General features: G+C 42.5%; 15 protein-coding genes. 2 read left to right on the forward strand and 13 right to left on the reverse strand.

The annotated features are described in order from the left end of the window. Positions 1 to 105: 105 nt before the first annotated feature. The 3 genes from P8P68_RS04685 to P8P68_RS04695 all read right to left on the reverse strand — a co-directional run bounded on the left by P8P68_RS04685 (position 106) and on the right by P8P68_RS04695 (position 1781). Positions 106 to 627: a hypothetical protein gene (locus P8P68_RS04685; RefSeq protein WP_084944112.1), complete on the reverse strand. Its 522-nt coding sequence runs from the start codon at positions 625 to 627 to the stop codon at positions 106 to 108. A 70-nt stretch (positions 628 to 697) separates the two neighbouring features. Then, the gene (locus tag P8P68_RS04690; protein WP_278276281.1) at positions 698 to 1222 is read right to left on the reverse strand and encodes a thiol-disulfide isomerase; all 525 of its coding nucleotides are present in this window, start codon (positions 1220 to 1222) and stop codon (positions 698 to 700) included. A 103-nt stretch (positions 1223 to 1325) separates the two neighbouring features. Next, positions 1326 to 1781, reverse strand: a complete 456-nt coding sequence (locus P8P68_RS04695) for a GNAT family N-acetyltransferase (protein ID WP_049519700.1) — start codon at positions 1779 to 1781, stop codon at positions 1326 to 1328. A gap of 69 nt (positions 1782 to 1850) precedes the next feature. Between P8P68_RS04695 and P8P68_RS04700 the strand changes: the two genes are divergently transcribed. Next, positions 1851 to 2513, forward strand: coding sequence for an A24 family peptidase (locus tag P8P68_RS04700; protein WP_278276282.1), 663 nt, complete (start codon positions 1851 to 1853; stop codon positions 2511 to 2513). On the opposite strand, the gene P8P68_RS04705 is transcribed toward P8P68_RS04700, so the two are convergent. Continuing rightward, on the reverse strand, positions 2502 to 2957 hold the full coding sequence (locus tag P8P68_RS04705; RefSeq protein ID WP_142349700.1) for an effector binding domain-containing protein: 456 nt from the start codon (positions 2955 to 2957) through the stop codon (positions 2502 to 2504). The two genes, P8P68_RS04700 and P8P68_RS04705, sit on opposite strands and share 12 nt — an antisense overlap. Before the next feature lie 78 nt (positions 2958 to 3035). On the opposite strand from P8P68_RS04705, the gene P8P68_RS04710 reads away from it, so the two are divergent. Beyond that, positions 3036 to 3935 carry a YafY family protein gene (locus P8P68_RS04710; protein WP_278276283.1) on the forward strand — a complete coding sequence of 300 codons (900 nt, stop codon included), beginning with the start codon at positions 3036 to 3038 and terminating at the stop codon, positions 3933 to 3935. Positions 3936 to 4024: 89 nt separating this feature from the next. On the opposite strand, the gene trpA is transcribed toward P8P68_RS04710, so the two are convergent. From trpA to P8P68_RS04755, 9 genes are all read right to left on the reverse strand, one after another. Then, on the reverse strand, positions 4025 to 4801 hold the full coding sequence (gene trpA, locus P8P68_RS04715; protein WP_278276284.1) for a tryptophan synthase subunit alpha: 777 nt from the start codon (positions 4799 to 4801) through the stop codon (positions 4025 to 4027). After that, the gene (gene trpB / locus P8P68_RS04720; RefSeq protein ID WP_278276285.1) at positions 4794 to 6017 is read right to left on the reverse strand and encodes a tryptophan synthase subunit beta; all 1224 of its coding nucleotides are present in this window, start codon (positions 6015 to 6017) and stop codon (positions 4794 to 4796) included. Before trpB (P8P68_RS04720) ends, trpA begins: the two co-directional genes overlap by 8 nt. Continuing rightward, positions 5995 to 6594 carry a phosphoribosylanthranilate isomerase gene (locus P8P68_RS04725; protein ID WP_000169865.1) on the reverse strand — a complete coding sequence of 200 codons (600 nt, stop codon included), beginning with the start codon at positions 6592 to 6594 and terminating at the stop codon, positions 5995 to 5997. Before P8P68_RS04725 ends, trpB (P8P68_RS04720) begins: the two co-directional genes overlap by 23 nt. Further along, positions 6581 to 7348, reverse strand: coding sequence for an indole-3-glycerol phosphate synthase TrpC (gene trpC / locus P8P68_RS04730; RefSeq protein WP_278276286.1), 768 nt, complete (start codon positions 7346 to 7348; stop codon positions 6581 to 6583). The genes P8P68_RS04725 and trpC overlap by 14 nt, the downstream gene beginning before the upstream one ends. Beyond that, entirely contained in the window at positions 7345 to 8349 is a 1005-nt protein-coding gene (gene trpD / locus P8P68_RS04735; protein WP_000658690.1) for an anthranilate phosphoribosyltransferase, read from the reverse strand. Before trpD ends, trpC begins: the two co-directional genes overlap by 4 nt. A gap of 10 nt (positions 8350 to 8359) precedes the next feature. Further along, entirely contained in the window at positions 8360 to 8926 is a 567-nt protein-coding gene (locus P8P68_RS04740) for an aminodeoxychorismate/anthranilate synthase component II (protein WP_000601903.1), read from the reverse strand. Further along, positions 8923 to 10284, reverse strand: a complete 1362-nt coding sequence (trpE, locus tag P8P68_RS04745; protein ID WP_278276287.1) for an anthranilate synthase component I — start codon at positions 10282 to 10284, stop codon at positions 8923 to 8925. Before trpE ends, P8P68_RS04740 begins: the two co-directional genes overlap by 4 nt. Before the next feature lie 599 nt (positions 10285 to 10883). Continuing rightward, complete coding sequence (gene trpB / locus P8P68_RS04750; RefSeq protein ID WP_045592556.1) at positions 10884 to 12062, reverse strand: tryptophan synthase subunit beta; 1179 nt, start codon at positions 12060 to 12062, stop codon at positions 10884 to 10886. A 332-nt stretch (positions 12063 to 12394) separates the two neighbouring features. Beyond that, a complete protein-coding gene (locus P8P68_RS04755) occupies positions 12395 to 13624 on the reverse strand; it encodes a DegT/DnrJ/EryC1/StrS aminotransferase family protein (RefSeq protein WP_278276288.1) in 1230 nt (409 codons plus the stop codon). Positions 13625 to 13657: the final 33 nt, after the last annotated feature.

The following is a 13657-nucleotide window of genomic DNA, read 5'->3' on the forward strand; positions in this document are numbered from 1 at the left end:
GTCAACAGGAAAAGCCTTGGTTTCAGGGCTTTTTTGCTTACTTAAAATAGTATGTTTTTATTGAATTGAAACAAATTTTAAAAGCTTGCACACTACTAGACTGGCTTATTTATCCACCACCTGAGCCTCAAATTGGGCTAGTTGGTTGTCTACATTGGTAATGGTTATCGTGTAGGGCTTGTTATTGGTGGCATCAAACACTTTTTCACCTTGGTAACTCACAACAACTCCATCTTTTTCTAAATAAATATCTGCTTGGTTGTTTGGAAGTTCTTCATCCTCCTTGTCGAAACCATGGCTTTTTATAATTTTTTGTCCCTCTACTTCATAGTAAACATCACCATTACTCTCACTCCAAACACTAGAGCCAGTTAATTTAATTTTACTTGAATCCTTTTTCTTCAAGATGAAGAGTGAATAGTATTCCAAATCTTGTGTTCTGGGATTTACTCTTAAGCTGACGGATTGACCTGGTTGAAGAGTGTATTTGCCATAGTTCAAAACGGAAAGGACAAACCAAACTAGCAGCAAACTATACAAGACTCCTATAATCATTCGTGAGCGCCTACTTTTAAACAAACGTAAAAGTAACAGTAAAGAGACAATAAAGAGCAATTCTGTAAACATTCTTGTGCCCCCTTTCTCATCATCATTGACAGCCTAAACAGAGTCTCGCATCCACTTCTCACTGGTAACATCAACCATATAAAGTCTGATACATCTTATCTAGAAAAGCTTTCAACTCTTTTCGAACAATCTTTAATAGGCGTTCTTCTTCTGCTTGAGATATCGTCACACTTTCTTTATTTTGATTACTGATATGAGAATAGTAACTACGTTTTAGCAATAACTGATTATCTAAAATATAGTAGGCATTTATTTTTTCCTCATTTACCATTGTTGCAAATAAAACCGAGACTTCATCCCTGCCAGGATTCGACATTTTCAAATCGATGTCTCCTTTTATCCCTATGGAGTCAATTCCTCCATCCAAGCGGATGGCACCGTCGGGAGGAACAATATAGCCTGCTTTCCGCATGTCAGACGCATATTTTCCTGACGTCGTTAAATGTTTTAAGACGGCTATAGTGTCCTTTTCTTCAAAGGAGGTCTTTAATTGGAACCGTTCTTGGTAGCTTTGATACTGAAAATAAAGAGTGATACCAACAACTAAGGCAAGTACAGAAGCGAGCAAGATTCGTATTTTTCTAGGTCTCGACATTTTTATCTCCTCTATCTAAGAAATCATAGAAGTCTTGTTTCTAACTTTGAAAGAGAACTTCCTTTTCCTTAAAAATCCTTGGGACTCTAGCCCCACCTGACTGTTATCTGCCCTTTTTCATGATGTATTTTCGTATAGGTACTTCAACCATTTGAACGGTTTCAAATCCTTCTTTTTGGTAAAGCTTGTAAGCTGTTTGATTTGCCTCGTAGACATTTAGAGAAATAGTGTCTATGTCTTCATTTTCAAAGGCCAAACTAACAAATTTCCTTAAAGCCTGGCTACCTAAGCCCTGCCCCTGTTTCTGGGGATTGATAAAAAATCTCCCGATATGAAGATTCCTGTCTTCTAGCCTGATTTTCTGGATAAGCCCCACAAACTCTTGTCCATCAAAGATTGAAAAGATTCCTTTCAAATCTTGCAAGATTTGAATTGTTAAGGGAAAAGGAATCATTGTTCCCATCCATTGTTCTTGAAAGGATTTGCCAAGGGAGTTGGACCATTGGCATACGAGCTGAGCATTTTCTATGCTCACATTTTCTTCAAAACGAATTGTCATCTTGACCTCACCATCTTATCAATGTTTCTTTATTATACTACTTCTTCTATTTTTTACGAATAGATAAGTATGATTGATCTTTATTTTTTTCTTGTCGGGAGCATTCTCGCTTCCTTCTTGGGTTTGGTCATTGACCGTTTTCCTGAGCAATCCATTATCCGACCAGCTAGTCACTGTAATTCCTGTCAGACTCGCTTGCGTCCGTTGGATTTGATTCCTATCCTCTCGCAGGTATTTAATCGCTTTCGCTGTCGCTACTGCAAGATTCGCTATCCGTTCTGGTATGCCCTCTTTGAACTAGGATTAGGAATCCTCTTTCTAGCTTGGTCTTGGGGCTGGATTTCCTTGGGCCAAGTCATCCTAATCACTGCTGGCTTGACCTTGGGCATCTACGACTTTCGCCATCAGGAATATCCCTTAATGGTTTGGCTAACTTTCCACCTAATCCTCATGGCCTGCTCTGGCTGGAATCTGGTTATGGTCTTCTTTCTTATCCTTGGAATTTTGGCTCATTTTATCGATATCCGCATGGGCGCAGGGGATTTTCTCTTTCTGGCTTCTTGTGCTCTCGTTTTTAGTGTGACAGAATTACTCATCTTGATTCAGTTCGCTTCTGCGGCAGGCATTCTGGCCTTTCTCCTGCAAAAGAAAAAGGAAAGACTTCCTTTCGTGCCTTTCCTCTTACTTGCTGCAACTATAATAATTTTCTATCAGTTCTTATTAGTTTGTTGAATTGGGAACCCAAAGCTCAACTTCTGCATCCATGGGATTACCGTTTAAAAGTATTTCTAAGATAATTCCATCATTGTAAAGCGAACTATATTCTCCCTCAAAAAAGTTATCCTCCAATTTATCAAACAAGAGTCTTGATTTATCACCACTGGCTGAGCTTACTAAATAATCTTTCTCTGGGACAAGAATGCTTTCGTAACCTGCCACAGCATTATTTGCCGCAACTCCTGCGTAGTATTGTATACCATCTTTATGAGGAACTATCAAAGCATAGCCTCTTTTATCTATGGAATGGGGCATCAATTTTCCTAGCATTCCTTCTTTAAATAACTGAGTATAGAGTGCCGTTTTCTCTTTAGAATAGTGATGTTCATGAACTGTAGTTCCTTCTATCAAAATACTCTTGCCAACTAAGGTAAACGATGGTTTAGTTTGATGTTTCATTATATGAACTCCTTTCTTTATGGTATAATCATAACAAAGGTAATATGACAACTATCTGTCATATTTAAGGAGAAAATTATGAAAATTGACCGTCAAATGGGGATTATTTCTCATTTAGTAAATAAACGAAAAACAACAGCTAAAGAATTATCAGAACTTTTTAAAGTCAGCACACGAACTATTATGAGAGATATTGATGATTTATCTCTTGCAGGCATTCCTCTCTATGTAATGAAAGGAAAAAATGGAGGCATTTTTCTTATGGAAGACTTCCAAACTGATAAACCTCCCCTGACCCAATCCGAAAGGCTTTCGATCGAATCTGGTTTAAAAAGCCGTTATCAAGTATTGGAAGATGCCTCTACTTTCAATGCTATATTGAAATTAAATGCTACCAATACATACTCTGATTTCGAAATTGATTTATCTCTATCTCAAGGGAACTTGGAAATACGAACTTTGATTTTTAAGTTATTGGAAGCTATCAGAGGTAGAGTAAAAATAAAATTTTCCTATATTAATTCACAAGGACTGGTGAGTCAAAAAAATTGTGAGCCTTACCGTATTGTCTATAAGGACCGAAGTTGGTATATGGATGCCTACGATACTGATAAAGCGCGTTTTTCTGTTTTTAAAGTTGCTAGAATTAGTAAACTTACTCTCTCCGATACTTTTTCAAAAAGACATTTTACACCACTTCCCTATGATGGTGGTGCTTGGATGAACGAAAACAAAGTACCTGTCATCCTGCATGTCCAGAAAATTGTTCTTGATCGATTTGTAGAACTCTTAGGCTATAATGCCATAAAACCTATTAATAGCGATATTTACGAGATTACTTATCCGTTAAACGACAATGATTGGGGATACAATACCTTGCTTGCTTTTGGAAAATACATCACTGTTATATCTCCTAAGCATTTCCTGAAACATTTCACCAACTATATAGATACCATTCATAAGCAATACCCAAACTAATATTCAACTGTCATTCATGAACTTATACCCTCAAAAGAAAAAGGAAAGACTTCCTTTTGTGCCTTTCCTCTTACTTGCTGTTTGTTTGATTATTTTTGGTAAGCTACTGCTTGTTTGATAAAGTCCTGAATCGGCTCTCCTTCATGGAGAGCTTTTACAATTTTCGAACCAACGATAACACCATCTGACACTGCATTAAAACGTTCGACATCGGCTTGACTAGATACGCCAAAACCTGTCAAAACTGGGATGTCAGCTACTTGATGCAATTGTGCCAAGTGCTTGTCCAAGTCTGCACGGTAATTGCCTGATTTCCCTGTCACTCCATTGATAGCAACGGCATAGACAAAGCCTTCTGCCCCTGCAATCAACTCTTTTTGACGGTCGAGTCCTGTCGTCAAACTAACTAGGGGAATCAAGGCAATGTCTGTATCTGCCAAAAAAGGCTCCACAAAGTTGGCATGTTCATGAGGCAGGTCTGGAATAATCAAGCCCTTAACTGCTGTATCTGCCAAATCTTTGACAAATTTCTCCACACCGTACTGAAAGAGAGGGTTGAAGTAGGTCATGATGACAAGCGGAACTTCTGTTTGAATGGTTTTCAAGGTTTCAACCAAAGCCTGGGTAGAAGTCCCGTGAGCTAGACTACGCAAGCCTGCTTCTTCGATCACAGGTCCATCTGCAACAGGGTCTGAAAAGGGAATACCCACTTCAATAGCTGAAACACCCAAATCTTCTAAAAAGTGGATTGTTTCAGCGAGACCATCCAAACCTTTCTCATGGTCCCCAGCCATGATATAGGGAACGAAAATTCCTTTTCCTGCTGCTTTTATAGCCTTTAATTTTTCTGTTAAAGTCTTAGGCATGAGCTTCTCCCTTCTTTGCTGCGTCTGCTTCCAAGCGGTCTTTGACTTGAACGACATCCTTGTCACCACGTCCAGATAAGCAGACAATCATAGACTTTTCTGGTCCGAGTTCTTTGGCCAATTTCACTGCGAAAGCGATAGCGTGACTGGATTCTAAGGCAGGGATAATTCCTTCCACACGAGACAAGAGTTGGAATCCTTCCAAGGCTTCCTCGTCTGTCACGGGGACATAGCTGGCACGTTTGATATCGTGGTAGTGAGAATGTTCTGGACCGATACCAGGATAGTCCAAACCTGCTGAGATAGAGAAAGCTTCAAGAATATGACCATGAGCATCTTGGAGCACATCCATGAGGGAACCGTGAAGGACACCCGGACGCCCCTTGGTCAAGGTAGCTGCGTGGTGTTCCGTATCCACACCAAGTCCTGCCGCTTCAGCCCCATACATGGCTACTGACTCATCTTCTACAAATGGATGGAAGAGACCGATAGCATTAGAACCACCACCAACACAGGCTACTAGAGCATCTGGCAAGTCTTTCCCAGTCAATTCACGGTACTGTTGTTTGGCTTCGCGTCCGATAACACTTTGGAAGTCACGAACGATTTCTGGGAAAGGATGAGGCCCCAAGGCAGAACCAAGGATATAGTGGGTATCGTCGATATTTGCCACCCATGAACGGAGGGCTGCATTGACCGCATCCTTGAGCACGCGCGAACCATCTGTCACGGCCTCAACCTTAGCTCCCAAAAGCTCCATACGAAAGACATTAAGGGCTTGGCGTTTGACATCTTCCTCACCCATATAGATGGTACATTCCATGTTAAAGAGGGCCGCAGCTGTTGCAGTTGCCACACCGTGCTGACCAGCACCAGTTTCAGCGATGATTTTCTTTTTGCCCATGCGTTTAGCGAGAAGAACCTGTCCCAAGGCATTATTAATCTTGTGAGCCCCTGTATGGTTGAGGTCTTCCCGTTTAAGATAAATCTTGGCTCCGCCGATATGCTGGGTCAAGTTTTTTGCGTAGTAAAGGGGAGTTTCACGTCCTACATACTGGCGTAAGAGCTGGTTTAATTCCTCTTGGAAACTTGGGTCCGCCTGACTTTCACGATAAGCTTTTTCCAACTCCAAAACTGCTGTCATCAATGTTTCTGGGACGAAACGTCCGCCGAATTTTCCGTAAAATCCATCTTTATTTGGTTCTTGATATGCCATGCTTTACCCTCTCTATAAATCTTCTAATCTTTTCCTGATCTTTTTGTCCATCTGTCTCCACTCCGCTCGATACATCTACTGCATAGGGAGTAAAGTGTTGAATTGCTTGTACTACATTGTCTTCATTAAGGCCACCTGCGATAAAGAAGGGCTGCGCTAGTCCTGTCGTATCCAGTTGACCCCAATCAAAGGTCAGGCCACTCCCTGCTACAGGGGCATCAAAGAGTAGATAGTCTGCCTGAGAATTGGGTACATGACCCTCTCCATCGACTTGAACAGCCTGAATGCTGGCACAAGGCAAATCCTCAAACAAACCATCTGCTACCTGACCATGAACTTGTACCAAGTCCAAGCCAACTTTGTCAATCGCTTCTAGCAGTTGAGCCCGACTTGGTGAAACAAATACGCCAACCTTTTGTACATCTGCAGGAATGAGCTTTGCCAGCTCTGTAGCCTCTTCCAAGGTCACCTGTCTTTTACTAGGTGCAAAGACAAAACCGATGTAGTCTGCCCCTGCTGATACAGCTGTTTTTACCGCTTCTTTGGTCAACAGTCCACAAATTTTAACCTTTGTCAATCTGCAACTCCTTGATTCTCTGGGCTACATCTTCTACCTGCATGAGCGCTGTTCCCACCAAAATTCCGTTAAAGTATGGTGCTACTCGTTCTGCATCCAGCCCTGTTAAAATGGCAGATTCAGAAATGTAATAGTTACCTTCCTCAAAGTGCTGGGCCAAGTCTACACTGGTCTGCAAGTCGACCTCAAAGGTAGTCAAGTTGCGGTTGTTAACCCCAATAATCTGAGCACCCAGTCTATGGGCCACTTCTAGTTCAGCTAGATTGTGAGTCTCCACCAAGACTTCCAGACCAAGCTCTGTCGCGTAGTCATATAGTTTCTTGAGGCGTTCTTCTGACAAAGCAGCCACGATGAGCAGGATAACTGTCGCGCCGGCATTGCGAGCACGGATGATTTGCTTTTCATCGATGATAAAGTCCTTGTTGAGCGTTGGAATGTTTACCTGACTGGAAATCTCACGTAAATAATCCAAATGCCCTTTAAAGAAAACCTCATCTGTCAAAACCGAAATCATCACTGCTCCATTTGCTTCATAAGTCTGGGCCTGTTGCACAATATCCACATTGAGATTGATATCTCCCAGACTAGGGCTAGCCTTCTTGACTTCAGCGATTACCTGCAAACGGTTCTGGTGATTCTTCAAAAATTCTGCCAAGCGATAAGTCTGGCGCAAGGGCTGGACTTCCTCCAGCTCCATCTGCTCGACTTCACGCGCCTTCTGCTCCAAAATTCGTGCTAAAAATTCCTGACTCATTTTTGGTACTCCTGTAACAGTCTGAGTTTTTCAAGGGCCTTGCCACTAGCAATCACTTGACGAGCCAAGGCAACTCCTTCCTTGATACTAGCTACCTTACCATTGGCATAGAAACCAAGGCCAGCATTCAAGACTGTCGTTTCCAAGAATGGACTTGGTTCGTTTTGAAGAACGCTAAGCAAAATCTCTGCATTTTCCTGAGCATTTCCTCCTCGAATGTCTTCGATAGCGTAGCGTTCCATCCCCAAATCCTCTGGAGTGAAGCTTGACAAGGTGATTTCGCCATTTTCAAGAAGAGCAATCTTGGTTGTCCCGTTCAAGCCAGCTTCATCCAACCCTTCTGGTCCAGCAACCACGATGGCACGTTTGCGACCCATATTTTTCAAAACCTGAGCGGTACTTTCTAGCAGTTCTGGACGACTAATGCCAAGCAACTGTGTTTCCAAGGCCATTGGATGAATCAGTGGACCAGTCAAGTTCATAATCGTTGGAATTCCTAGTTCCAAACGAGCGGGCATGATGTACTTCATAGCTGGGTGCATATTTTTAGCAAAGAGAAAGACGATTCCAGTTTTATCGAAAACCTTACCTAGTTCAGCTGGTTTGAGGTCAAGATTGATGCCCAATGCTTGAAGGACATCTGCCGAACCCGATTTAGAAGAAATCGAACGGTTACCGTGCTTAGCCATATGAATGCCGCCACCAGCCAAGACAAAGGCTGCAGTTGTCGAAATGTTAAAGCTGAAGGACTTGTCTCCACCTGTACCGCAGTTGTCCATGGCATCATGAATTTCAGTTGGAATGTGTTGGGCATGGCCTCTCATGACTTGGGCAATAGCTGTGCGTTCTTCAGGTGTTTCCCCCTTCATCTTAAGGGCTAAAAGGAGAGAAGCAATCTGAGCTTCGGTTACACGCCCAGTTACGATACGCTCAATGACATCCGTCATTTCCACACCTGATAAATTTTCAAATTTTGCTAGTTTTTCAATAATCTCTTTCATCCTAGTTTCCTCACTTTACAACCTTCTCGATAAAATTCCGAATAGAAGACAAGCCATCTGGCGTTCCGATACTTTCTGGATGGTACTGGAAGCCATAAATCGGCAGGGTTTTGTGTTGAATTCCCATAATGGCTTGGTCATCAATCGAACGAGCTGTCACTTCAAAGTCTTCAGGCATTTTTTCAATCAAAATACTGTGGTAACGCATGACCGGACGGCCATCCTCAATGCCTTGATAGAGAACAGAAGGCACTTCAAAGCTGATATGACTCTGTTTCCCATGCATGACTTTGGGAGCCAAACCTAGCTTCCCACCAAAGACTTCTGCAATGGCTTGGTGTCCCAAACAAATCCCTAGAATCGGCTTCTTGCCAGCAAAATCACGAATCATGTCTTCCATCTTTCCAGCATCAACTGGCCAACCAGGACCAGGAGAAAAGACCAGACCATCTGCTTTTTCAGCTTCTTCATACAGCTTGGGATCATCATTTCTCAAAACCTGCACTTCTGCAAAATTCCCAATGTACTGTGCCAGGTTATAGGTAAAAGAATCATAGTTGTCAATCAATAAAATCATGGTCTTAGTTCTCCAATTCTAGTCATAGATTTTGCTTTGTTAATGGTTTCTTGGTATTCGTTTTGGGCGATGGAGTCGTAGACAATCCCTGCCCCAGCCTGCACATAGGCTGTTTGATTTTTAAGAATCATAGTTCGGATGGCAATGGCCAAATCCATATCACCCGTCGCAGACAAGTAGCCGATTGCTCCTGCGTATAAGCCCCGTTTTTCTGTTTCCAGTTCATAGATCCGTCTCATGGCCCGAATCTTTGGTGCTCCTGAAACTGTTCCAGCTGGAAGTGTTGCTTTCAAGGCATCCATGGCAGTGAGTTCGGGAAGCAAACGCCCTCTCACAACACTGGTTAAATGCATGACATAGCGGAAGAGCTCCACTTCCATATACTTGGTAACTTGAACACTGGATGTTTCAGAGATGCGGCCAATATCGTTACGCCCCAAGTCTACCAACATCAGATGTTCTGCTGTTTCCTTCTCATCAGCAAGCAGGTCTGTCGCCAAGGCCTTGTCCTCTTCATCCGTAGCCCCTCTTGGCCGTGTACCGGCAATCGGATTAGTTGTCACGATGCCGTTTTTAACTGAAACCAAACTTTCAGGACTAGCACCGATGATTTGATAATCCCCAAAATCATAGAAATAGAGGTAATTAGAAGGATTCGTCACGCGAAGATTTCTGTAGAAGTCAAATGGATTTCCAGTAACCTCTGCTGAGAAACGCTGGCTGAGCACGCATTGGAACATATCACCATTACGAATCAAGTCGCGAGCTGTTTCGACCATTTGCTCAAACTTCTGAGAAGCGATGTGCGGTTTGAAGTCTAGCGGAGATAGATCCAAGTCTTCAAATTCATTTGGAGCAGGATTGCGTAATTCCTCAAGCACTTGGTTCAAGGCTTTTTCCAAATCTTCTTGACTACGCTTGCTATAAAGAGCATCCTCAATGACATGGATTTTTTCCTTCTTGTGGTCAAAGACCATATAGCTCTCATAGACAAAGAAATGCATGTCTGGCGTCCCAATGGTATCTTCAGGGATTTGACCGATTTCTTCATAGAGCGAAATCATATCGTAACCAACAAAGCCGATAGCTCCCCCACCAAAAGGGAGATCTGAATGGTGCTGGCTCTTATGAGTCACTTCATAAAGGTAATCCAAGGGATCTCGATCAATCACTTGACCATTTTGATAAAGGACTCCATTTTCAAACTGAATCTCAAAAACAGGATTATAGGCTAGGATAGAAAAACGAGCGGTTTCCTTGTCTCTCGGAATACTCTCTAGGATCACCTTGTGTTGTCCCTTTAGGCGCATATAAGCCAAGATTGGTGATAAGACATCTCCATGAATGATTCGTTCCATTGTAATTTCCCTTTCAGTTTCTTATTTTTAATTTTTTGTCTTTTTTCTATTTCCCTTAAATAGTGCGGACGGGAGGTAAAATTATCCAGTGGATGATTTTAGAAATCCATGAAATGAAAGACCTAATTTTCGAGCTCCTCGCTCATTCATTTCTAGGCTCAGGCTAAAATAGTTCCCCAAACTATTTTACTCTCAAAAATTCCGTTCTAGATAAGCATCTTTGCTTCTCTAGAATACCACTATAGCGGGAAATAGCGGTTCAATGCTCACTTCGTTCACAAATATTTTATAGAAATCTATCTATTGATGAAGTATAGTTTAAAACTGGTGACCATATCTACGATAAATATATAAAAATCCCCACGCAAAATAACTTGCGTGAGGACGAAATTCGCGGTGCCACCTCAATTATAGGATTTCTCCTATCTCTCATTCCTGTCTCAGAACTTTCCTATAACAGGCTGTGCGATAAAGGGCACTCCCTTGAGAATTATGTTTTCTTCTCTCGTTTCAGATGGACCCAACCTTACAGCTTTCTCTGCTTGTTTCCAGCAACCACAAGCTCTCTGGGAAAGAAAGTACTGTAATTTTTCCATCTCTTATTTTTTAGCTTCAAGGTAGTCTGCAATCGCAGCTACGTCCTTGTCTCCACGACCAGAGACATTGATGATGATAATCTCATCTTTACTTAGTTTCGGTGCACGTTTAACTGCTTCTGCGATGGCATGCGAACTTTCAATCGCTGGGATAATCCCTTCAGTCTTGCTGAGAAGGAGCAAGGCTTGAACAGCTTCTTCATCTGTCGCTGCTACGTATTCCACGCGACCTGAATCTTTAAAGTAGGCGTGTTCTGGGCCAACCCCTGGATAGTCCAAACCAGCTGAGATAGAGTAAACTGGCGCTAGCTCTCCATCTTCCTTAAAGACTGCATAAGTCTTCATACCGTCGACAATTCCGACACTACCTTTTGTCATAGTGGCTGCGTGCTTGTCTGTGTCAAGTCCGTGACCGGCAGCTTCGACCCCAACCAATTTGACTTCTTCATCAGCCACATACTGTGAAAAAGCACCGATGGCATTGGAACCACCACCTACACAGGCAATGACGTAGTCTGGTAAACGGCCTTCTTTTTCCAAGATTTGACGGCGAGATTCTTCACTGATGACCTTTTGAAACTCATGGACAATAGTAGGATAAGGGTGAGGACCCACAGCAGATCCCAAAACGTAGAAGGCTTCAAGGTCATTCATCCATGCTCCAAAGGCTGCATCAACCGCATCCTTAAGAGTTCGTGTCCCCGTTTCAACTGCGTGAACGGTCGCTCCCATCATCTCCATACGGAAAACATTGAGACGTTGACGCTCCACATCTTCTGCACCCATGTAGACATCACAAGCCATACCAAACTTGGCTGCAGCAGCTGCTGTCGCAACACCATGTTGACCAGCTCCTGTTTCTGCGATCACTCGTTTTTTACCCATACGTTTGGCAAGAAGAATTTGCCCTAAAACGTTGTTGAGTTTGTGAGAACCAAGGTGGTTAAGGTCTTCACGTTTAAGATAAATCTTAGCTCCACCTAGGTGGTCTGTCAAACTTTCCGCAAAATAGAGTGGTGTTTCGCGACCTGAGTAATCCTTCAAGTAATGGCGAAATTCTGCCAAAAATTCTGGATCATCCTTGTATTTATCAAATGTCACTTCTAACTCATCCAACAAAGCCTGAATCGGCTCCGGTACAAAACTACCACCAAATTGTCCAAAATAACCTTTAGTTGTCATAAAATTTTTCCTCTTTCAGTATTGATTTCAAGATATGAAAAAAGCCCACACACAGAATCTACTTCCGTGTGAGGGCGTTGGTAACGCGGTGCCACCTCAATTATAAAGGGACTATCCCCCTTTACATCTCTACCTTGTCTAACAACAAGTTGCACTATAAGGTGTGCGCACCGAATTTTCATTGTTTCAAATTCATTTTTTAAATCAGCCCACTTTCACTACTTCCAACCACCTGTTCACAATCACCACAGGCTCCCTGAAGATCAAAAATAACTACTTTTCTGATTTATTGAGAATATTATATGTTATTGTTCTATCTTTGTCAAGATTTTTTATGATTTTTTTCCAGAACCGAGGATTTCTTCAGAGATTCTCACCAAAGTCTTAACGATGTAATCCACTTCTTCATCGCTTAATCTTGTATGAAGAGGGAGCGTAATTTCATTTTCAAAGAAGGCATAGGCTCTTGGATAATCTGCCATATCAAAGCCAAGATTCTTATAGGCTGTCAAGAGGGGAAGCGGTTTGTAGTGTACATTACTTGCAATTCCTGCTTTGGCCAATTCTTGGATAATACGATTACGCTCTTCTAGACTAGCACCTTCTACATGGGTGATGTAGAGGTGACGACAAGATTCGACAGTATCAGTCTTGTGTGCCAGTGGGTGAATACGAGTACCCGCAAAGCCACGATTATAGCGATCCACGATGTCCTTACGACGTTGTAGCAAACCAGGGTAACGATCCAATTGTACCAAACCTATCGAAGCCATGATATCCGTCATGTTGCACTTATAGGCTGGTGTTACGATATCGTACTCCCATGAACCCAATTGCATCTTAGCAAGAGCATCCTTAGTCTGACCATGAAGGGAAAGGATTTGGAATTCCTTGTACATTTCTTCGTCGTCAATCGCTGGATTGGCCTTCCAAGTCGCACTTCCTCCCTCAGCCGTTGTAAAGTTTTTAACGGCATGGAATGAGAAGGAAGTAAAGTCAGCGATAGAGCCCGCAGGGTGTCCTTTATAAGTTGATCCCAAAGCATGGGCACTATCAGAGACAAGCACAATACGGTTAAAAACCTTTTGCCACTTACTTGAAGCAGTAAAGAGATCGCGTTTCTTCTCCACAATTTGGAACAAACGGTCATAGTTGCAAACAATCCCTGCAAGGTCTACTGGGATGATCACCTTAGTTTTCTCAGTGATAGCTTGCTCAAGAAGGTCATAGTCCATCTCAAACGTATCTGCTTGGATATCCACCATGACGGGTGTTGCTCCTACGTGTGTGATGACACTACATGAAGCTGTGTAGGTCATAGCTGGAACGATGACTTCATCACCAGGCCCCACTTCAAGCACTCGCAAAATCAACTCAAGAGCGGCTGTCGCAGAGTTGAGGCAGACAGTCTTAGGTGTCTGTGTGTATTGAGATAAGCGACGCTCTAGTTCTTTTGTCTTCGGACCTGTTGTGATCCAACCAGAACGCAGGGTATCCGCTACTTCAGCAATTTCAGCTTCGGTAATATCGGGAGGTGAAAATGGAATATTGTAATTTGGCATTGATTTGCTCCTTTTATCTGTACTCATTTTCTC

This window comes from Streptococcus sp. D7B5 (assembly GCF_029691405.1).
Classification (GTDB): domain Bacteria; phylum Bacillota; class Bacilli; order Lactobacillales; family Streptococcaceae; genus Streptococcus.